Origin of the sequence: Thermomonas haemolytica (assembly GCF_004346265.1) — a bacterium.
Lineage (GTDB): Bacteria > Pseudomonadota > Gammaproteobacteria > Xanthomonadales > Xanthomonadaceae > Thermomonas > Thermomonas haemolytica.
The window spans coordinates 234,973-254,990 of sequence record NZ_SMAP01000003.1 but is presented as its reverse complement, the minus strand read 5'-3'; the positions used below and the strand labels follow the sequence as shown (position 1 = coordinate 254,990).

Below are 20,018 nucleotides of genomic sequence, written 5' to 3'. Positions count from 1 at the left end.
TGCTAACGGCTTCACCGTACCGCCGTGCGCATGCCCATGAACCGCCCCGCTTCCCTGCTTCCCGCCGGCCCGCTGCTGCTGGCCGTGCTGATCTTCGCCGCCGCGCTGAGCCGGGTGCTGCCGCATCCGCCCAACTTCTCGCCGGTGGAAGCGGTGGCACTGTTCGGCGGCGCCTATTTCGCCCGCCGCGGCTGGGCGGTGGCGGTGCCGCTGCTGGCGATGTTCGCCTCCGACCTGGTGCTGGGCCTGGCCAACGGCGGCATCTACTGGAACTACTTCGCCAGCGCCGGCTACCTGCTGGTGTACGCCTGCATCGCGCTGTCGGCGGTGCTCGGCTTCGGCCTGCGCGGCAAGGTCGGCGCCGGCCGCGTGCTCGGCTATTCGCTGGCCGGCTCGCTGCTGTTCTTCGTGCTGACCAACGCCGGGGTGTGGGCGTTCGGCGCGCTGTACCCGCACACGCCGGCCGGCCTGGCTGCGGCGTTCGCGGCCGGCATCCCGTTCTTCCAGTGGACCGTGCTCGGCACCCTGTTCTATTCCGCGCTGCTGTTCGGCGGCTTCGAACTGCTGCGTCGGCAGCTGCCGGCCCTGCGCGCACAGACCGCCTGATGGGCAACCGCCTCAGCAAGATCTACACGCGCACCGGCGACGACGGCAGCACCGGCCTCGGCGACGGCACCCGCGTGGGCAAGGACTCGCTACGGGTGGAGGCCTACGGCACGGTGGACGAGGCCAATTCCTGCATCGGCCTGCTGCTGGCGGCTGACCTGCCGGATGCCGTGCGCGACCTGCTGACGCGCATCCAACACCAGCTGTTCGACCTCGGCGGCGAGCTGTGCATCCCCGGCCATGCCGCCATTTCCGACGCCGACATCGCGGCGCTGGAATCGCAGCTGGACCATTTCAACGACGGCCTGCCAGCGCTGCAGGAGTTCATCCTGCCTGGCGGCGGCGAGGCCGCGGCGCGCTGCCACGTGGCGCGCACGGTGGTGCGCCGCGCCGAGCGCGCGACGGTGGCGCTGGCGCGGCAGGAGGACATCCGGCCGCAGGCGGTGCGCTACCTCAACCGCCTGTCCGACCTGCTGTTCGTGCTGGCGCGGGTGCTGGCGCGCGCGGCCGGCCACGGCGAAGTGCTGTGGCAGCACGAGCGCCGCAAATAGGCGCCGGCGGGATCCCGCCCATGCAGGTATTCACCCATCCCGCCTGCCTGACCCACGACACCGGGCCCGGCCATGCCGAGCGCCCCGAGCGCCTGCGCGCGGTGCTCACCGCGCTGGAGCGCGCGCATCCCGACCTCGACTGGCAGCAGGCCCCGCGCGCCAGCCGCGGCCAGCTGCTGCGGGTGCACGATGAAGCCCTGCTGCGCACGGTGCTGGACAGCCAGCCGCACGAACGGGTGATGCTGGACCCCGACACCGTGCTCTCGCCCGCCTCCGCCGAGGCCGCCCTGCGCGCCGCCGGCGCCGGCGTGGCCGCGGTGGATGCGGTGCTGTCCGGACAGGCCCGGCGCGCCTTCTGCGCGGTGCGGCCGCCCGGCCATCACGCCACCGCGACCACCGCGATGGGCTTCTGCCTGTTCAACAGCATCGCGGTGGCGGCCCGCCACGCACTCGACGCGCACGGGCTGGAGCGGGTGGTGATCGCCGATTTCGACGTGCACCACGGCAATGGCACCCAGGCCATTTTCGCGGATGATGCGCGGGTGCGCTTTGCCAGTTCGCACCAGTGGCCGCTGTACCCGGGCACCGGGGCGCACCACGAGACCGGGCGCGGCAACATCGCCAACGCCCCGCTGCCGCAGGGCGCCGACGGCGCTGTTTTCCTGGCCGCCTGGAACGACGAACTGCTGCCGTTCCTGGACGCGTTCCGGCCGCAGCTGGTGCTGATCTCGGCCGGCTTCGACGGCCACCGCCGCGACCCCCTGGCCGGCCTGCAGCTGGAAGCCGAGGACTATGCCCGCCTGACCGCGCGCCTGGTCGCGCTGGCCGACCGCCACTGCGACGGCCGGGTGGTGTCGATGCTGGAGGGCGGCTACGACCTCGAAGCGCTGGCCGAATGCAGCGTGGCGCACGTGGATGCGCTGCGATCCTGAACGCCGCAACGCCCGCCGGGTTTGCCGCCTCCGGCCGCTTCCGGCAAGCTTGATTCCCGTTTTCCCGCTTCCGGACCCTTCGTGCGCCTGATCCCGCGCCTGCTGCCGCTTCCGCTCTGCATCGCCGCCGCGCTGCCCGCGCAGGCCGGCAACGACATGCCGCAGAACTGGGCGCTGTGCCCGGTGGGCGACGCGGTGCCGGCGTTCGCGGATTTCCCGCGTGCGCCCGAGGGCCTGAACATCGATCCGCTGGGCAAGGCAGCCGGGCAGGCGGCCGGCGACGACAAGCACGCGCCCACCGACATCGAGGGCGACCACCTGGGGGGCACCGATGCCAACCCGGTGTTCCAGGGCAACGTCACCATGCGCCGCGGCAGCCAGTTCATGGGCGCCGACCAGCTCACCTTCGACAAGGCCGAGGGGCGCTACAAGGCCGAAGGCAGCGTGCGCTTCCAGGCCAACGGTCTGCGCCTGCGCGCGGCCAGCGCGGAGGGCGACCAGAACTCCGACACCCATACCATGCAGGACCTGCAATACCAGCTGCTGTCGCGGCGCGGCAACGGCAAGGCCGACAGCCTGAGCCTGGCCGGCCAGGAGGGCAGCCTGCGCGGGGCCACCTACTCCACCTGCCCGCCGCAGGCGCGGCACTGGGAGCTGGACGCACGCCGGATCGACATCGACAACCAAACCGGCTGGGCCCGGGCCTACGGGGCGCGCCTGCACGTCGGCAAGGTGCCGGTGCTGTATTTCCCGTTCTTCATGTTTCCCACCGACGACCGCCGCCGCACCGGCCTGCTGCTGCCGTCGGTCTCCAATTCCAGCCGTAACGGCCTGGACTGGGCCCAGCCGATCTACCTGAACCTGGCACCGAACTACGACGCCACCCTCACCCCGCGCCTGATGTCGTCGCGCGGCGCGCTGCTGGGGGGGCAGTTCCGCTATCTGCAGGAAAGCGGGCGCGGCACCCTCAACGCCTGGTGGATGCCGCATGACCGCCTGCGCGACCGCTACCGCGGCAGCATGGATTTCAAGGGCGTGCAGGACATTTCCGAGCACTGGCAGGCGCGTGCCGACCTCGCCTGGATCAGCGACCCCCGCTATCTGGAGGATTTCAGCAGCAGCCTGGACGGGCTGGCGCGCGCCACCACCTTCAGCAACCTCGGGCTGTACGGCATCGGCGAAGGCTGGACCGCCGGGGTGACCGCCGACCACTGGCAGCTGGCCGACTACACCCTCGACCGCAGCGTGCTGCCCTACGACCGCCTACCGCGCGCCTTCCTGCACTGGCAGCGCAACGCGGGCATGGCGCTGACCTACGGCGTGGACGCCGAGGCGGTGCGCTTCCAGCACCCGGTGTACGCGGCCGGCTCGCGTTTCGACGCCAAGCCCTGGATCAGCTCGCCGCTGCAAGGCGACGCCTGGTTCGTACGCCCCACCCTGGCCTGGCGCTATACCAGTTACGTGCTGGACCCGGCGCTGGCGCAGAGCCTCGGCAGCGGCAAGACCCCCTCACGCGCGCAGTCCATCTTCAGCCTCGACAGCGGGCTGTTCTTCGACCGCGAGATCCGGGTCAAGGGCCACGATTACCTGCAGAGCATCGAGCCGCGCCTGTTCTACCTGAACGTGCCCTACGTGGACCAGTCCGGAATGCCGGTGTTCGATACCCAGCCATTGACCTTCAGCTGGGAGCAACTGTTCCGCGACAACCGCTATTCGGGCGGCGACCGCCAGGCCGACGCCAACCAGCTCACGCTGGCGGTCAGCACCCGCATGATCCGCCAGTCCGACGGCTTCGAGCGCTTCTCGGCCAGCATCGGCCAGATCCGCTACTTCCGCGAATCGCTGGTGCGCCTGCCGGGCGAGCCGATCACCGACAAGGGCAATTCGGCCTGGGTGGTGGATGCCAACTACGCGCCCACCGACCGCTGGACCATCGGTGCGTCCTACCAGCGCGACCCCAAGTTCAAGCGCACCGACCTCGCCAGCCTGCGCGCGCGCTACCTGTTCCCGGACGACGGGATCGTCAACATCAACTACCGCTACCGCCGCGCGCAGCTGGAGCAGGTGGACTTCTCCTTCCTGTACCCGATCAACCCCCGCTGGAGCGTGGTCGGCCGCGAGTACTACTCGCTGCGCGACCGCAAGACGCTGGAGGGCGTGGCCGGGGTGCAGTGGGACAGCTGTTGTGTCGCGGTTCGGCTTGTGGCCCGCCGCTACGTGCAGAATCGGGCCGGCCAGCTGGGCAATACCCTGATGTTCGAGATCGAGCTGAAAGGGCTGGGCTCCGCCGGCCAGGACATCCAGACCACCTTGCGCCGATCCATCCTCGGCTACAATCGCGACGACCTTTATCTGGTGCCGCCGCAGACTGCCACGGGCCAGCCTTCCAAGCCCGCCCCCGCGAACGCCAATCCATGATGCCCACCTCCCGCCTGCGTGCCCCCCGACTCCTCGCCTCCCTGCTGCTGCCGGCCCTGCTGCTGGCCGGGCACGCGGACGCACAGCAGGCCGCCACGCCGCTGCAGCCGGTGGAGCAGATCGCGGCGGTGGTCAACGACGACGTGATCCTGCGCAGCGAGCTGGAGCGCGCGATCGCCAATATCCGCGCCCAGTACAAGGGCAACGAGAACCAGCTGCCGCCGGACAACGTGCTGGAGCGCCAGGTGCTGGAGCGCCTGATCCTGATGCGCCTGCAGCTGGCGCGCGCGGCGGATGCCGGCATCACCGCCACCGACTCGGACATCGAGCGCGCGGTGCAGGGCGTGGCCCAGCAGAACGGCATGAGCGTGGACCAGCTGCGCGCGCGCATCGCCCAGGACGGCATGAGCTTCGCCGACTTCCGCAACAACCTGCGCGACGAGATCGTCACCCAGAAGCTGCGCCAGAGCTTCGCCCAGGGCCGCATCAACGTCAGCGAGGCGGAAGTGGACGCCGCGATGGCCACCGCCGCCGCGACCGCCACCCAGCAATACCACCTGGCGCACATCCTGGTCGGCACGCCGGAGGCCGCCAGCCCCGAGCAGATCGCCATCGCGCAGAAGAAGATCGAGGGCGTGAAAGCCCTGATCGACAAGGGCGAGATGAGCTTCTCCGCCGCCGCGGTGCGCTATTCCGACAGCCCCAACGCGCTGGAAGGCGGCGACCTCGGCTGGCGCAGCCTGAACGAGATCCCGCCGGCATTCGCCGCCGCCATCCAGCAGATGCACGACGGCGAGATCCTCGGCCCGATCCGCGGCCCCAGCGGCTTCCAGCTGCTGCAGCTGGTGGGCACCCGCACCCAGGCGCCGGGCAGCGGCGACAAGGTCACCCAGTTCTCCGCACGCCAGATCCTGGTCAAGGTGGACGACAAGACCAGCGATGCCGCGGCCAAGGCCAAGGCCGACGCCATCGCCGCCAAGCTGGCCGGCGGCGCGGACTTCGCCAAACTGGCCAGCGAGAACTCCGACGACGCCGCCACCCGCCGCCGCGGCGGCGACCTCGGCTGGTTCACTGCCGACACCTACGGCACCGCCTTCGGCCTGCAGGTCGCCGCGCTGTCCGATGGCCAGACCTCGGCCCCGTTCAAGACCGATGCCGGCTGGGTGATCGTGCAGCGCGTGGGCACCCGCGAGATCGCGGCCGGCGACGAGAACATGCGCGCGCAGATCCGCGAAACCATCGGCCGCCGCAAGCTGGAAGACGAATGGAACCGCTTCCTGCGCGAAATGCGCGGCGAGGCCTACGTGGACGTGCGCGACGCCGAAGGCCATTCCACCGCCCCGGCGCTTCCGGAAACGCCCAAGGAAAAGCACAAGGCGCGCCCCAATCGGGAAATGGAAGACGCCAGCGCCGCCGGCCGCTTCATGCCCGAGGCGCAGCCCTGAGCCTGTGATGCGTCCACGGCTGGCCCTGATCCCCGGCGAGCCGGCCGGTATCGGGCCGGAACTGGTGGTGCGCGCGGCCCAGCGCGACTGGGAGGCGGAGCTGGTCGTCTACGGCGATGCCAATACCCTCTCGCGCGCCGCCGCCGCGCTCGGCCTGCCGCTGCACCTGCACCCTGCGGGCAGCCCGCCGCCGCAGGCACGCAGCCTAGCGCTGGTGGAGATCCCGCATCCCCATGCCGCGCCCTGGGGCCAGCCCAACCCTGCCAATGCCCCCAGTGTGGTCGCTGCGCTGACCCGCGCCGCGCGGGACTGCCTGGCCGGCACCCTGCACGGCATGGTCACCGGCCCGGTGCACAAGGCGGTGATCAACCAGGCCGGGATCGCGTTCACCGGCACCACCGGCCTGCTGGCTGCGCTGAGTGGCTGCGAGGTGGTGATGATGCTGGCCAACCCGGCGATGCGGGTCGCCCTGCAGACTGTGCACCTGCCGCTGCGCGCGGTGCCGGAGGCCATCACCCCGGAAACGCTGACACGCACCCTGCGCATCGTCGATGGCGCGCTGCGCACGCAGTTCGGGATCGCCGCGCCGGTCATCGCGGTGCTGGGCCTGAACCCGCACGCCGGCGAGGACGGCCATCTTGGCCGCGAGGAACTGGACGTGATCGCGCCGACGCTTTCGGCGCTGCGCCGCGAGGGCCTGCACCTGCTCGGCCCGCTGCCGGCCGACACCGCCTTCCTGCCGGAGAAACTGCGCGGCGTGGATGCGGTGCTGGCGATGTACCACGACCAGGGCCTGCCGGTGCTCAAGCACGCCGACTTCGCCCACGCCGTGAACATCACCCTCGGCCTGCCCTTCCCGCGGGTGGCAGTAGATCACGGCACCGCGCTCGACCTGGCCGGCACCGGCCGGGCCGACCCGTCCAGCCTGTTCGCCGCGATCACCACCTGCACGCACCTGGCCATCGGGAAGCGCGCGTGATGGAGATGATTTCCTTTGCCGATTTCCTCAAGGTGGAACTGCGCGTCGGCCGCGTGGTGTCCGCCGAGCCGTTCCCGCAGGCCCGCAAGCCCGCCTACATCCTGCACGTCGATTTCGGACCGGAACTGGGCGTGCGCAAGTCCAGCGCCCAGATCACCGTGCACTACCGGCCGGAGGACCTGGTCGGGCGCCTGGTCGTGGGGGTCGTCAATTTACCGCCCAAGCAGATCGGCCCGCTGATGTCGGAATGCCTGGTGACCGGCTTCCATGATGCCGACGGCGCGGTGGCCCTGTGTGTGCCCGACCGCGACGTCCCCCTCGGAACCCGCCTGTTATGACCACCGGCTTCACCGAACCGGCCAAGAAGCACCTGGGCCAGAACTTCCTGCACGAGAAGGGCGTGATCGCGAAGATCGTGCAGGCGATCGATCCGCAGCCGGGCGACGTGCTGGTGGAGATCGGCCCCGGCCAAGGCGCGCTCACCTTCCCGCTGCTGGACCGCCACGGCGAACTGACCGCGATCGAGTTCGACCGCGACCTGCACGCCCCGCTGCAGGCCGCGGCCGCCGCGCACGGGCACCTGCACCTGATCGAAGGCGACGTGCTCGGCGTGGACTTCACCGCGCTGGCCGCGCGCGCCGGGGATGCCCGCGGGCAGATCCGGCTGGTCGGCAACCTGCCCTACAACCTGTCCTCGCCGATCCTGTTCCATGCGCTGGACCACGCCGCCGCGATCCGCGACATGCACTTCATGCTGCAGAAGGAAGTGGTGGAGCGCATGGCCGCCGGGCCAGGCAGCAAGGTCTATGGCCGCCTGAGCGTGATGCTGCAGGCCTATTGCGCGGTGACGCCGCTGTTCACGGTGCCGCCCGGCGCGTTCCGGCCAGCGCCGAAGGTGGACTCGGCGGTGGTCCGGCTGGTGCCGAAGCCGGCCGAGCGCATCGAGGTAGCGGATCGCGCGACATTCGCGAATGTGGTTCGCGCGGCCTTCGGGCAGCGCCGCAAGACCCTGCGCAACGCGCTGCAGGGCGTAGCCGATACCGCCGCGATCGAGGCCGCCGGCCTGCGCTCGGAGGCGCGCGCCGAGCAGGTGACGGTCGCCGGTTTCGTGCAGCTTGCCAATCTCCTCGCGGCGCGCGGCGGCTGAACGCTACCCGCGGCTAATCCCACAGCGCGGCCGCTTGCGCCAGCACGCCGGGCACGCGGTCGTAAGGCACCGAATCGACGATCTGGTACTCCGGCTGGCGGGTGTCGCGCAGCACCTGCGCGCCGCCGCGCGCACCATCGGCGGTCACCAGTCGCGCCACCTGCGGATGCGCGGCATCCTCGCCGCGGCGCAGGACGATCCCGATTTCATCGTTGGCCAGCCGCACCAGGGTGCCGGGCGGATACACGCCCAGTTCCTTGACCAGCATCATCGCCAGCCCCTCGTCCACCTGCTTGCCGCGCTCGAGGAAGATGCTGCGCAGCGCCATCCGCGCCGGCAGCGCGTCGCGGTACACCCGCGGGCGCAGCATCGCGGTGTAGATGTCGATGATCGCCAGCAGCCGGGTCGGCTCGCGGATGGCCGCGCCGCGCAGGCCGTGCGGATAGCCGGAGCCGTCCAGGCGTTCGTGGTGGTGCAGCACCGCGTCCACCCACACCGGGTCGGTGATGCCCGCGGCTTCCAGCAGGCGCAGGCCCACCTCCGGGTGCGCGCGCACCTGCGCCAGCTGGGTGTAGCTCAGGCGCTCGCTCTGGCCGTTGAGCTGGGCCGCCAGCGGGCCGAGGGCGAGGTCGTAGGTCAGCGCCGCGCCCGCCAACGCGCGCGCGGTGGCCGCCTCCATCCCCATCGCCCGGGTGGCGAACACGCAGATGATGGCCGCATGCGCCTGGCGCGCGGCGTGGTTGGCCGGGTCCAGCTGCATCTGCATGGCCGCCAGCGCGGCATCGGCATCCTGCGCCAGGTGGGTTTCGATGCAGGCGATCAGCTGCGCCACCCGCTCCTGCACGCCGGCCGCGGTGCCGGAGAGCAGGCGCCGGTGCAGCATGGCCACGTCGCGGTGGAGCTGGTTCATCGCCTCGATGGTGGTCGCCGGCGGCGCATCCACGGCGGCCGGCGCGCGCCGCGCCAGCGGCACCAGGTTGCCCCGCTGCAGCAGCATCCGCCGCTGCTCCTCGTTCTCGACCAGCGCGCCCTGCGGCATCAGCAGCGCGCCCGAGCGGTCGTACACCGGCAGCACCAGCGGCTTGCCGACTTCGAGATCGTCCTCCCTGAGCGGGCGGGCGGCATCCATGCGGATCGTTACTTGGTTCATGTCCCCGGAACTGTCCCTGGCGCGCGAGTGGGCGCGGGCTGGCTACAGCCAGCAGGCACTGGCCCGCGCCTAGTCTGCCAGAGATTGCGACGGTGCCGATGCCCCGCGCAGGCGGCCACGGGGTGCGGCCGGCTCACGGGGCCTCCGGCAGCCAGGCGGCCACCCAGTCCTCGATCGCGGCGCGCTGGCGCGCGCGCAGCAGCGCCGGCGCGGCGGCGCGCAGGCGGCCGAGGTCGCACTGGCGGATCGCCTGCCGCACCTCCAGCAGGGTCGCCGGGTGCAGGCTCAGCTCGGTCAGCCCCAGCGCCAGCAGCAGCGGCACCAGCCGCGGGTCCGCGGCCATCTCGCCGCAGACCGTGACCGGGCGGCCACGGCGCTGGCCGATCCGGACCACATCGCGCAGCACCCGCAGCACCGCCGGGTGCAGCGGGGTGTACAGCTCGCCCAGCGCTTCGTGGGTGCGGTCGACCGCCAGCAGGTACTGCACCAGGTCATTGGTGCCGATCGACAGGAAGTCGCATTGCCCGACGAACGCGCCCAGCGCCAGGGCCGCGGCCGGGACTTCGATCATCGCGCCCAGCGGCAGCTGCGGCGCGGTTTCCAGCCCCTGCGCGCGCAGCTCGCGCAGGACCTCGTCCAGCAGCCGCCGCACCGCGCGCAGTTCCTCGCCGCCGCTGACCATCGGCACCAGCACCCGCACCGGGCCGTAGCCGGAGGCGCGCGCGATCGCGCGCAGCTGGGTGCGCAGCAGCTCCTGCCGCGCCAGCGACAGCCGCACCCCGCGCAGGCCCAGCGCCGGGTTCGGCTCGTCGCGCAGGGCCAGGCCGGTCTTGTCGGCTTTGTCGGCGCCGAGGTCCAGGGTGCGGATGGTGACGGTGCGCCCGGTCATCGCCAGCACCGCGTCGCGGTAGGCGCGGAACTGCGCCTCCTCGTCGGGCAGCACGCTGCTGCCGAGGAACAGGAACTCGGTACGGTACAGGCCGACGCCCGCGGCCCCCAGCGCGTGCGCCTCGGTGACATCCTCGCGCGACTCCGCGTTCGCCCACAGCTTGATGTCGATCCCGTCCAGGGTGCGGGTGGGCTCGCGCCGCAGGCGGTTGAGCTGGCGCCGCTCGCGGCGCGCCTCGGCCATCCGGCGATGGTGGGCGCGCAGATCGGCGGCATCCGGCTCCAGCACCACCAGCCCGCTGCCGCCGTCGATCGCCAGCACGTCGCCGTCGTTGATCTTCTGCAGCGCCTGCGCGGCACCCACCACCAGCGGCAGGTGCAGGCTGCGCGCGAGGATCGCGCTGTGCGACAGCGGGCTACCGCCGGCGGTGACCACCCCGACCACGCCCTGCGCCTGCAGCTGCGCCAGTTCCGCTGGCGCCACGTTGTCGGTCACCAGGATCTCGCCGGACACCCCCTGCAGCTCCGCGCGGCCGCTGTGCAGGGCGGCGTGCAGGCGGCCGATCACCTGGTCGATGTCGTCGATCCGGCTGCGGAGGTAGGCATCGTCCATGCCCTCGAACACCGCGGCGATGCGGTCGCGCTGCAGGCGCAGCGCGTAGTCGGCGGAATACAGCCCGGTGCGGATCAGCTCGTCGATCCCCGACAGCAGCTCGGGGTCGTCCAGCAGCAGCGCGTGCAGGTCGAGGAACTCGCCGATCTCGTGCGCCAGCGCGCCGTGCAGGCGCTCGCGCAGCTGGCGCATCTCCGCGCGCACGCTGTCCACCGCGGCATGGAAGCGCGCCAGTTCGGCGTCCACTTCGGTGGCGGCGATGCGTGCCTCGTTGATCTCCAGCGCGTGCGGCAGGCGCACGCGGGCCCGTCCAAGCGCGCTGCCGCGGGCGGCGGCGGTGCCGGACAGGACCTGGCGCATCAGCTGTCCTCGTCGAAACGGCGCTCGAACAGCGCCGCCACCGCGTCGGCGGCGGCCTGCTCGTCCTCGCCATCCACCCGCAGCACCACCTCCGAACCCGGGCCGGCGGCCAGCAGCATCACGCCCATGATGCTCTTGGCATTGACCTCGCGGCCACGCGCCTCCAGCGTGGCCTGGCAGCGGAACGCGGACAGCAGCTGCACCAGCTTGGCGGTGGCGCGCGCATGCAGGCCGAGGCGGTTGCTGATCTTGAGTTCGCGCCGGATCATGCGGCGCCTCCGCGGGCGCGGCGCGGGCGGGAAGGGTCAGATGTCATCGATGATGGCTCCGCTGCGGGCACCGGCGGCAGCCACCGCCGGCAGGTCGGCCAGTTCCAGCTCCGCGTAGTTCATCACCCGCAGCAGCATTGGCAGGCTGAGCGCGGACACCCGGCGCACCGGCGTCCCCAGCCGCGCCAGGCGCGCGGCGAGGTTGGCGGGCGTGGCGCCGTACAGGTCGGTGAGGACCAGCACGCCGTCGCCGCCGTCCACCCGGCGCATCGCCGCGCTGGCCTGCGGCAGCAGGGCCTCGGGCTCTCCGTCGAACGGCACCTCGAACGCCTCGCACGCCAGCGGCAGCCTGCCCAGCAGGCGCGCGGCCACCGCCAGCAGGGGCTGGCCGATGCCTTCATGGGTGACGAGGAGGATGCCGACGCTCATCCGCGCAACTTAACAGACCGCGATGACGGCGGGGAAGCGCGGGCATCGGCCACGATGCGCGCATGCGCCGGACGGCGCGTCAGTCCAGCTCGCGGTGGTGGGTGGCGACCTCGCGCCAGCCGTGTTCGCGGCTGTGGCGGGCCAGGCGCTCGGCCAGGTACACCGAGCGATGGCGGCCGCCGCTGCAGCCGAACGCCACGGTGACATAGCTGCGGGTATCGGTGCTCAGCTTGGGCAGCCAGGTATCCAGGAACGCTTGCACCTGCGCGACGTAGGTCGCCACCTCCGGCTGCGCGTCGAGGTAGTCGCGCACTTCCGGGTCGCGCCCGGACAGCGGCCGCAGGCGCGCGTCCCAGTGCGGGTTCGGCAGCACCCGCGCATCGAACACGAAATCGGCGTCGCCCGGCACCCCGTGGCGGTAGGCGAACGACTCGAACAGCAGCGCCAGCCCGGCGCTCTCCAGCCCGAATTCGGACAGGATGCGGCGGCGCATCTGGTGCACGTTGAGTTCGCTGGTATCGATCAGGATGTCCGCGATCTGGCGCAGCGGGCGCAGCGCCTGGCGGTCCAGCAAGATCGCGTCCGCCAGCGACAGCCCGAGGTGGCTGAGCGGGTGCCGGCGGCGGGTGTCGGCGTAGCGGCGCAGCACCACCTCGCTGCGGGCTTCGAGGAACAGCAGGCGCGGGTTCAGGCCCATCGCGCCCACCTGCGACAGCATCGCCGGCACGTCGGACAGATCGCCCAGACTGCGCGCGTCGATCACCACCGCCACCTTCTCCGGCGCCGAATCCCCGGCCCGCATGCGGCGCACGAACTCCGGCAGCAACTCGGCCGGCAGGTTGTCCACGCAGTAGTAGCCGAGGTCCTCCAGCGTGTGCAGCGCGCCGGACTTGCCGGAACCGGACATGCCGCTGACCACCACCAGGGCCGGCACCGCGGGTTGCTGTGTCGCCTCGCTCATGGCGCGCTCACGGGCTGGAATGCTCGAGGAAGTGGCTGTGCCGGGCCATGAACGCCGCGGCCGGGTCGATCCCCTTGCTGCGCAGGATGTGCATGCGGGTGGCGGCCTCGGTGAGCACCGCCAGGTTGCGCCCGGGCATCACCGGGATGGTGATCATCGGCACGTCCAGGTCGAGCACGCGGCGGCTGCCAAGATCGCCGGTCAGGCGCTCCAGGCCGCTGGGGTCTGGCTCCAGCGACGGCCGCGACAGGTGCACGATCATGCGTAGGTATTTGTTCCGCTTGACCGCGGTATCGCCGAACATCTGGCGGATGTTGAGCACTCCCAGGCCGCGCAGCTCCAGCATGTCCTGCAGCAGCTCCGGGCAGGTGCCATCGAGCACGTCGGGGGCGATCTGGGTGAACTCGGGCGCGTCGTCCGCCACCAGGCGGTGGCCGCGGGTCACCAGTTCCAGCGCCAGCTCGCTCTTGCCCGAACCGGATTCGCCGGTGATCAGCACGCCGATCGAATAGATCTCCATGAACACGCCGTGCAGGGTCACGCGCGGCGCCAGCTTGCGCGCGAGCACGTACTGCAGGTGGTTGAGCAGTTCATGCCCGCGGCGCGGCGAGACCCACAGCGGGGTATCGGACTCTTCGGCCGCCTGGCGCAAGTCTTCCGGGCACGACTGGTTCTTGCTGATCACCAGCGCCAGCGGGCGGAAATCGATGATTTTCTGGATGGTCTCCCAGCGCTGGCGGGCGTCCAGCCCATCCAGCCATTCCAGCTCCTCGCTGCCGAGGATCTGCACCTTGTTGGGATAGATCGCGTTGAGGTAGCCCGCCAGCGACGGCCGGCGGGCCACGGTTTCCACCGCCTCCAGCACGCGCTGCCCGCCCTGTGCCTGCCCGGCCACCCAGCGCAGCGCCAGGCGCTCCTGCTGGAGGGCGAACAGTTCGGCGGCGGTGATGCGTGCGGCGGTCACGGCGGGCGGGTCAGCCGGCGAAGTCGCGCGACAGCCCTTCGCCGCGATGGTGGTCCACCATCTTGTCCTTCTGCTTCAGCAGCAGGCGGTCGAGCTTGTCGGCCAGCAGGTCGATCGCCGCGTACATGTCGGCCGCGTTGGCATCGGCATGCAGGGTCTTGCCGGGCAGGTTGACGGTGGCCTCGGCGCGGTGGTCGGGCTTCTCCAGTCCGAGCTGGACGCGGATCTGGCAGGGATGCTCGAAATGCCGCCCCAGCCGCTCGAAGCGGGTCTCCACGTACTTGCTCAGGGCGGGGGTGACGTCCATTTGCTGGCCGTAGGTTTCGATCTGCATCTTGACCTCCTTCTGCACGATGGGCCGCGCGCGGGGGTGCTCGCGGCAAGGCGGCGGGCGTGGCCCCTGCGGCGGCAGCCTGCCGCCCGGCGACCGTCCATCCGCGCCTTCGGCTCCCAACCTATCGGCCCGGCGCGCATCCGGCAAGGGCCACGCGCGATCGCGTTGGCGGCGGTTCGTGCAGGCCGCGCCGGGGCGGCCTCACAGCCGGAAGTCGTCGCCCAGGTACACCCGGCGCACGTCGGCGTTCTGCAGCACCGCCTCGGGCGTGCCCTGTGCCAGCACCCCGCCATCGGCCAGGATATAGGCGCGGTCGCAGATGCCCAGCGTCTCGCGCACGTTGTGATCGGTGATCAGCACCCCGATACCGCGCGCCTTCAGGTGGCGCACGATGCGCTGGATCTCGTTGACCGAGATCGGATCGACCCCGGCGAAGGGCTCGTCTAGCAGGATCATGCGCGGCTTGCCGGCCAGCGCGCGCGCGATCTCCACCCGCCGCCGCTCGCCGCCGGACAGGCTGGCGCCCTGCTGCTCGGCAACGTGGCCGATCTGCAGCTCGTCCAGCAGCGCATCCAGCTCGTGCTCGCGGCCGTCCTCGTCGAGGTCGGGCCGCAGCTCCAGCACCAGCCGCAGGTTGTCGGCCACGCTCAGCTTGCGGAAGATCGAGGGCTCCTGCGGCAGGTAGCCCAGGCCCAGGCGCGCGCGCCGATACATCGGCTCGCCGGTGATGTCGGTGCCGTCCAGCACGATCCGCCCGGCATCGGCCGAGACCAGGCCCACGATCATGTAGAAGCAGGTGGTCTTGCCGGCGCCGTTCGGGCCCAGCAGGCCAACCACCTCGCCGGCGTCCAGGGTCAGCCCGAAGTCGCGCACCACCTCGCGCGACCGGTAGCGCTTGCGCAGTCCCTCGGCGAGAAGCATCAGGGCATGCCCTTGCCGGCGTCCGCCGGCGCGTCCTTGGGCAGGATGCGCATCTTGACCCGGCCGCCGTCGCCGCCGCTCTCCACCTGCCCGGTCTTGAGGTTGTAGACCACGCGTTGGCCGTTGAGGGTGCCGCGCTGCTGGCGGATCACCACGTTGCCGGTGAACACCATGACTTCGTTGCGCAGGTCGTAGTCGATGTTGTCGGAGGTGGCGTCGATGCGGTCGCCGTCGTCCATCTCCTGCTGCAGGTTGACCCCGCCGCTGAGCAGGGCGCGGCTGGGGTTGCCGCCGGCCTGCTGGATCACCGCCTTCTCCGCCTTCACCCGCAGCGTGCCCTGCACCAGGGTGACGTTGCCGGTGAGGGTGCAGCTGGCGTTGTTGCCGGTGCCGCAGGTGCTGCGCGCGGACTCGATGTCCATCGGCTGGTTGCGGTCGGACGTGCGCGCCGCCGCCGCGCCGCAGGCGACGGTCAGGGCCGCGGCCAGCAGGCCGGCCAGGAAGTCAGTGCTGCGGGACATAGCGGGTGCGAACCTGGGAAAGAAGGGAGACCTGCTGGTGGTCGAAATCCGCCTCCAGCCCCTTGCCCTGCATTGTAAGACCGGGGCGGGTGATGGTGACGTCGGCGCTGGTGCTGGCCAGATTGCGGTTCAGGTCCAGCGCCAGGTGGTCGGTTGCGATCCGGGTCGGCGGCGGCGCCTGCGGCGGGCTGGTCGCCAGCACGTCGTCATGCAGCTCGATCCGGCTGCCGTCGGCCGGCACCAGTCCGCGCTGGGCGCGCACGTCCCAATACCGCCCCTCGCGGTCGGGCACCAGGAAGCGCGGGGTGGCCAGCGCGAGGGTGCGGTCGGCGGGATTACGCTGCAGTTCCGGGCCGAGCAGGGTGAACGCCTCCTTGCCCTGCTTGTCCAGCGAAACCACCTCGAAATCGCGCAGCACGTAGTCCGGGCGCGCCAGCAGCACGCCGCCGTCATCCGGATGCGCGCGCATCCAGATCGACCAGCCGCTGGCGATAGCCGCCGCCAGCAGCCCCAGGGTCAGCCACCGGCGCAGCCTCACGGCGCCGGCTCCCGCGCCAGCAGCGCCTCGACCCGGCCCTGCGCGTGCAGCAGCAGGTCGCAGGCCTGGCGCACCGCGCCCTCGCCCCCGGCCAGCGCGGTGGTCCAGTGCACGTCCGCGCGCAGCCACGGGTGCACGTTGGCCGGGGCGATGGCCAGCCCGACCGCGCGCAGCACCGGCAGGTCGGGCAGGTCGTCACCCATGAACGCCACCTCGTCCAGGCCAAGGCCGCGCTCGGTGGCGATCCGCCGCAGGCAGCCCAGCTTGTCCTGCTCGCCCAGGTGCAGGTGGTCGATCCCGAGCTCGCGCCCGCGTGCCAGGGTGGCCTCGCTGCGGCGCGCGCTGACCAGCGCAGTGGCGATCCCGGCGCGCCGCAGCAGCGCCAGGCCCAGGCCGTCCTGCACGTGGAAGCGCTTGCTCTCGCCGCCGTGGGCGTCGTACTGCAGGCCGCCGTCGGTCAGGGTGCCGTCCACGTCGAAGCCGATCAGGCGGACTCTTGCGGCACGCGCCAGCACTTCTACCGGGTAGTCGATCCGTTCCGGATGGCGCATCAGACCACCCTCGCGCGCAGCAGGTCGTGGATGTTCAGCGCGCCGACCAGGCGGCCGTCGCCGTCGACGACCAGTAACCCCTGGATCTTGTGGGTCTCCATCAGCTTCGCCGCTTCCGTGGCCAGCGCGTCGGGGCCGATGGTGCGCGGCGTGCGCGTCATCACCGCGTCGATGCGGGCGGTGCGCAGGTCGATGCCGGGGTCGTTCAGGCTGCGCCGCAGGTCGCCGTCGGTGTACAGGCCCAGCAGGCGGCCGTCGGCATCCACCACCGCGGTCATGCCCAGCCGCTTGCGGCTCATCTCGATCAGCGCCTCGCTCACGGTGGCCTGTGGCCCAACCCGCGGCACATCCTCGCCCGTATGCATCACATCGCGGATGTGCAGCAGCAGGCGCCGCCCCAGCGCGCCCGCCGGGTGCGAGCGCGCGAAGTCGTCGGCGGTGAAGCCGCGCGCCTCCAGCAGCGCCACTGCCAGCGCGTCGCCCAGCGCCAGCGCGGCGGTGGTGCTGGAGGTCGGCGCCAGTTGCAGCGGGCAGGCCTCGACCGGCACCGCCACATCCAGGTGGATGTCGGCCTCGCGCGCCAGGCTGGAGCCGGCGCGGCCGGTCATCGCGATGATGGGGTTGCCCTGCCGGCGCAGCGCCGGCAGCAGCAGCAGGATCTCGTCGCTCTCGCCCGAGTACGACAGCGCCAGCAGCACGTCGGCATCGGTCACCATGCCGAGGTCGCCGTGCGCGGCCTCGCCCGGGTGCATGAAGAACGCCGGGGTGCCGGTGGAAGCCAGGGTCGCCGCGATCTTGCGCGCCACGTGCCCGGACTTGCCCATCCCGGTGCACACCACCCGCCCGCGGCAGGCCAGCATGGCCTGGCAGGCGGCCTCGAATTCGCTGCCGATACGGGCGGCGACCGCGCCCAGCGCCTCGGCCTCGATGGCCAGCACGCGCCGGCCGCTGGCGGCGAACTGGAAGCTGTCCGGGCGATCGGTCATGGCGGGGAACTCGGCGCGATTCCGCTAAACTGGGCCGTTCAGTTTACGCGAGTTGCCCCTGCCCCCCACATGAACGCCGAACTCATCCGCCAATTGATCGAAACCGGCCTGCCCGGCGCCCGTGCCGAGGTCCGCGGCGACGACGGCGTGCATTTCGAAGCCACCGTGGTCTGCGCCGCCTTCGCCGGCAAGCTGCCGCTGGCCCGCCACCGGATGGTGTACGCCACCCTGGGCGAGCGCATGGGCGGGGAGATCCATGCCCTGCAGCTGAAGACCCTGACCCCCGACGAGGCGGCCGCCTGATGCAGAAGATCGTGGTCGAAGGCGGCCCCCGCCTGGCGGGCGAAGTCCGCATCTCCGGCGCCAAGAACGCGGTGCTGCCCATCCTGTGCGCCACCCTGCTGGCCGACGCGCCGGTGCGCATCACCAACGTGCCGCGCCTGCATGACGTGCTGACCACCGCCAAGCTGCTGGCCGGGCTGGGCGCGGGCGTCGTCCACGAAGGCGATGCGATGACGGTCGATCCGCGCAGCGTCAACAGCCACGTGGCGCCGTACGAGCTGGTCAAGACCATGCGCGCCTCGGTGCTGGTGCTGGGGCCGCTGCTGGCGCGCTTCGGCGATGCCGAGGTCTCCCTGCCCGGCGGCTGCGCGATCGGCTCGCGCCCGGTGGACCTGCACATCAAGGGCCTGCAGGCGCTGGGCGCGGAAATCGTGGTCGAACACGGTTTCATCAAGGCGCGCAGCGCCGGCCGCCTCAAGGGCGCGCGCCACGTGTTCGAGCTGGTCAGCGTGGGCGCCACCGAGAACGTGCTGATGGCCGCCGCGCTGGCCGAGGGCACCACGGTGCTGGAGAACGCGGCGATGGAGCCGGAGATCGTGGACCTGGCCGAATGCCTGAACGCGCTGGGCGCGCGCATCCGCGGGCACGGCACGCCGCGGATCGAGGTCGAGGGCGTGGAGCGCCTGCACGGCGGCGAGCATGCGGTGATCGCCGACCGCATCGAGACCGGCACCTTCCTGGTCGCCGCCGCCATGACCGGCGGCCGCATCACCGCCACCCGCGCGCGCCCGGACACGCTGGACGCCGTGCTCGGCAAACTGCGCCAGGCCGGTGCGGAGATCGCCTGCGAGGCCGACCGCATCCATCTCGACATGCACGGCCAGCGCCCGCGCGCGGTGGACATCACCACCGCGCCGCACCCGGCGTTCCCCACCGACATGCAGGCGCAGTTCATGGCGCTGGACTGCATGGCCGACGGCGTGGGCGTGGTCAACGAAACGATCTTCGAAAACCGCTTCATGCACGTCAATGAACTGCTGCGCCTGGGCGCGGACATCCGGGTGGACGGGCACACCGCGGTGGTGCGCGGCGTGGAACGGCTCAGCGGCGCACCGGTGATGGCCACCGACCTGCGCGCCTCGGCATCGCTGATCCTGGCCGGGCTGGTGGCCGATGGTGAGACCACCATCGACCGCATCTACCACCTCGACCGCGGCTACGAGAACATCGAGGCCAAGCTGTCGGCGCTGGGCGCACGCATCCGCCGGGTGGGCTGAACGCCGGCCGGCGGCGCGCCCGCTTCAGCGCGGGCGCGGCCTGGCCGGGCGCGGCTTCGGCGCCGGGGCCGGCACGTCGCGACCGGGCACCTGCACCACCCGCAGCTCGTCGGTATCCAGCTGCAGCGCGGTGAGCTTGCCGCTCCAGACCGCGCCGGTGTCGATCGCGTGCACGCCGTTGCCGATGAACAGCCCCAAGGTGCTCCAGTGCCCGCACACGATCTTGAGATCGCGCGCGGCGTGCCCCGGCACGCAGAACCACGGATACAACCCCGGCGGCTGGCTGCCCGGCGGGCCCTTCTGGTCGAACGCGATCCGCCCGCGCGGGCTGCAATAGCGCATGCGGGTGAAGATGTTGATGATCGCGCGGTCGCGGTCGTTGCCCTTCAGGTGCGGGCCCCAGTCCGGGCCATCGCCGTACATGTGGCGCAGCAGCCGCGGGTAGTGCTCGCCGCGCAGGCGCGCCTCCACCTCGCGCGCGTGCTTCTCGGCCATCTGGGTGGTCCACTTCGGGGCCAGCCCGGCATGCACCATCATCCAGCCCAGGCCGCGGTCCACGTGGCACAGCTCGCGCCCGCGCAACCAGGCCAGCAGCTCCGGGGCATCCGGCGCGGACAGCACGCCCTGCAGGTCGGGGTTGACCCGGCGCTGCTCCTCGGGGGTGCGCTCGGACACCGCCAGCAGCGACAGGTCGTGGTTGCCCAGCACCACCTCGCAGTGGTCGCGTAGCGAATGCACCAGGCGCAGGGTCTCCACCGACTGCCCGCCGCGGTTCACCAGGTCGCCGCAGAACCATAGGCGGTCCACCGCCGGGTCGAAACGCAGTTTCTCCAGCAGGCGCTGGGTGACGTCGTAGCAACCCTGGAGGTCGCCGATTGCCCAGACGGCCATGCGTG

General features: G+C 71.7%; 23 protein-coding genes. 10 read left to right on the top strand and 13 right to left on the bottom strand.

Annotated features, from left to right (window positions below; translation table 11 throughout):
- Window positions 1-36: 36 nt before the first annotated feature.
- The 8 genes from EDC34_RS06045 to rsmA all read left to right on the top strand — a co-directional run bounded on the left by EDC34_RS06045 (window position 37) and on the right by rsmA (window position 8,078).
- Window positions 37-606, top strand: coding sequence for a DUF6580 family putative transport protein (locus EDC34_RS06045; RefSeq protein ID WP_114959639.1), 570 nt, complete (start codon window positions 37-39; stop codon window positions 604-606).
- Window positions 606-1,157, top strand: a complete 552-nt coding sequence (locus EDC34_RS06040; RefSeq protein ID WP_114959640.1) for a cob(I)yrinic acid a,c-diamide adenosyltransferase — start codon at window positions 606-608, stop codon at window positions 1,155-1,157. Before EDC34_RS06045 ends, EDC34_RS06040 begins: the two co-directional genes overlap by 1 nt.
- A 20-nt stretch (window positions 1,158-1,177) precedes the next feature.
- The gene (locus EDC34_RS06035) at window positions 1,178-2,089 is read left to right on the top strand and encodes a histone deacetylase family protein (protein WP_114959641.1); all 912 of its coding nucleotides are present in this window, start codon (window positions 1,178-1,180) and stop codon (window positions 2,087-2,089) included.
- Window positions 2,090-2,170: 81 nt separating this feature from the next.
- Window positions 2,171-4,507, top strand: coding sequence for an LPS assembly protein LptD (gene lptD, locus EDC34_RS06030; RefSeq protein ID WP_114959642.1), 2,337 nt, complete (start codon window positions 2,171-2,173; stop codon window positions 4,505-4,507).
- Window positions 4,507-5,952, top strand: a complete 1,446-nt coding sequence (locus tag EDC34_RS06025; RefSeq protein WP_114959643.1) for a peptidylprolyl isomerase — start codon at window positions 4,507-4,509, stop codon at window positions 5,950-5,952. The genes lptD and EDC34_RS06025 overlap by 1 nt, the downstream gene beginning before the upstream one ends.
- A 4-nt stretch (window positions 5,953-5,956) precedes the next feature.
- Window positions 5,957-6,931 (top strand): 4-hydroxythreonine-4-phosphate dehydrogenase PdxA, encoded by a 975-nt coding sequence (pdxA, locus tag EDC34_RS06020; protein WP_205388042.1) that lies wholly within the window; start codon window positions 5,957-5,959, stop codon window positions 6,929-6,931.
- On the top strand, window positions 6,931-7,269 hold the full coding sequence (locus EDC34_RS06015; protein ID WP_114959645.1) for a tRNA-binding protein: 339 nt from the start codon (window positions 6,931-6,933) through the stop codon (window positions 7,267-7,269). Before pdxA ends, EDC34_RS06015 begins: the two co-directional genes overlap by 1 nt.
- Window positions 7,266-8,078, top strand: coding sequence for a 16S rRNA (adenine(1518)-N(6)/adenine(1519)-N(6))-dimethyltransferase RsmA (gene rsmA / locus EDC34_RS06010; RefSeq protein WP_114959646.1), 813 nt, complete (start codon window positions 7,266-7,268; stop codon window positions 8,076-8,078). Before EDC34_RS06015 ends, rsmA begins: the two co-directional genes overlap by 4 nt.
- 13 nt (window positions 8,079-8,091) lie before the next feature.
- Here the strand turns inward: rsmA and EDC34_RS06005 are convergent, their stop codons facing one another.
- The 12 genes from EDC34_RS06005 to EDC34_RS05950 form a co-directional block, all read right to left on the bottom strand.
- Window positions 8,092-9,228, bottom strand: coding sequence for an HD-GYP domain-containing protein (locus tag EDC34_RS06005; RefSeq protein WP_132982860.1), 1,137 nt, complete (start codon window positions 9,226-9,228; stop codon window positions 8,092-8,094).
- A gap of 133 nt (window positions 9,229-9,361) precedes the next feature.
- On the bottom strand, window positions 9,362-11,089 hold the full coding sequence (gene ptsP, locus EDC34_RS06000) for a phosphoenolpyruvate--protein phosphotransferase (RefSeq protein ID WP_114959648.1): 1,728 nt from the start codon (window positions 11,087-11,089) through the stop codon (window positions 9,362-9,364).
- Window positions 11,089-11,358, bottom strand: coding sequence for an HPr family phosphocarrier protein (locus EDC34_RS05995; RefSeq protein ID WP_114959649.1), 270 nt, complete (start codon window positions 11,356-11,358; stop codon window positions 11,089-11,091). The genes ptsP and EDC34_RS05995 overlap by 1 nt, the downstream gene beginning before the upstream one ends.
- A gap of 36 nt (window positions 11,359-11,394) precedes the next feature.
- Window positions 11,395-11,787, bottom strand: a complete 393-nt coding sequence (locus EDC34_RS05990; protein ID WP_114959650.1) for a PTS sugar transporter subunit IIA — start codon at window positions 11,785-11,787, stop codon at window positions 11,395-11,397.
- Window positions 11,788-11,866: 79 nt separating this feature from the next.
- A complete protein-coding gene (rapZ, locus tag EDC34_RS05985; RefSeq protein WP_114959651.1) occupies window positions 11,867-12,748 on the bottom strand; it encodes an RNase adapter RapZ in 882 nt (293 codons plus the stop codon).
- Between the two features lie 7 nt (window positions 12,749-12,755).
- Window positions 12,756-13,712, bottom strand: coding sequence for an HPr(Ser) kinase/phosphatase (gene hprK, locus EDC34_RS05980; RefSeq protein ID WP_114959652.1), 957 nt, complete (start codon window positions 13,710-13,712; stop codon window positions 12,756-12,758).
- Window positions 13,713-13,722: 10 nt separating this feature from the next.
- Window positions 13,723-14,046 (bottom strand): ribosome hibernation-promoting factor, HPF/YfiA family, encoded by a 324-nt coding sequence (gene hpf / locus EDC34_RS05975; RefSeq protein ID WP_114959856.1) that lies wholly within the window; start codon window positions 14,044-14,046, stop codon window positions 13,723-13,725.
- Window positions 14,047-14,247: 201 nt separating this feature from the next.
- Window positions 14,248-14,967, bottom strand: a complete 720-nt coding sequence (lptB, locus tag EDC34_RS05970) for an LPS export ABC transporter ATP-binding protein (RefSeq protein WP_114959653.1) — start codon at window positions 14,965-14,967, stop codon at window positions 14,248-14,250.
- Window positions 14,967-15,488 carry a lipopolysaccharide transport periplasmic protein LptA gene (gene lptA / locus EDC34_RS05965; RefSeq protein ID WP_114959654.1) on the bottom strand — a complete coding sequence of 174 codons (522 nt, stop codon included), beginning with the start codon at window positions 15,486-15,488 and terminating at the stop codon, window positions 14,967-14,969. Before lptA ends, lptB begins: the two co-directional genes overlap by 1 nt.
- Window positions 15,472-16,026, bottom strand: coding sequence for an LPS export ABC transporter periplasmic protein LptC (lptC, locus tag EDC34_RS05960; RefSeq protein WP_240311062.1), 555 nt, complete (start codon window positions 16,024-16,026; stop codon window positions 15,472-15,474). Before lptC ends, lptA begins: the two co-directional genes overlap by 17 nt.
- A complete protein-coding gene (locus EDC34_RS05955) occupies window positions 16,023-16,577 on the bottom strand; it encodes a KdsC family phosphatase (protein ID WP_114959655.1) in 555 nt (184 codons plus the stop codon). Before EDC34_RS05955 ends, lptC begins: the two co-directional genes overlap by 4 nt.
- Entirely contained in the window at window positions 16,577-17,563 is a 987-nt protein-coding gene (locus EDC34_RS05950) for a KpsF/GutQ family sugar-phosphate isomerase (RefSeq protein ID WP_114959656.1), read from the bottom strand. Before EDC34_RS05950 ends, EDC34_RS05955 begins: the two co-directional genes overlap by 1 nt.
- Before the next feature lie 69 nt (window positions 17,564-17,632).
- Here EDC34_RS05950 and EDC34_RS05945 point away from each other — a divergent pair, with 69 nt between their 5' ends.
- Both EDC34_RS05945 and murA read left to right on the top strand, forming a co-directional pair.
- Window positions 17,633-17,866 carry a BolA family protein gene (locus tag EDC34_RS05945; protein WP_114959657.1) on the top strand — a complete coding sequence of 78 codons (234 nt, stop codon included), beginning with the start codon at window positions 17,633-17,635 and terminating at the stop codon, window positions 17,864-17,866.
- Entirely contained in the window at window positions 17,866-19,122 is a 1,257-nt protein-coding gene (gene murA / locus EDC34_RS05940) for a UDP-N-acetylglucosamine 1-carboxyvinyltransferase (protein WP_114959658.1), read from the top strand. Before EDC34_RS05945 ends, murA begins: the two co-directional genes overlap by 1 nt.
- Window positions 19,123-19,146: 24 nt before the next feature.
- Here the strand turns inward: murA and EDC34_RS05935 are convergent, their stop codons facing one another.
- A complete protein-coding gene (locus EDC34_RS05935; protein WP_114959659.1) occupies window positions 19,147-20,013 on the bottom strand; it encodes a symmetrical bis(5'-nucleosyl)-tetraphosphatase in 867 nt (288 codons plus the stop codon).
- Between the last annotated feature and the right edge of the window lie 5 nt (window positions 20,014-20,018).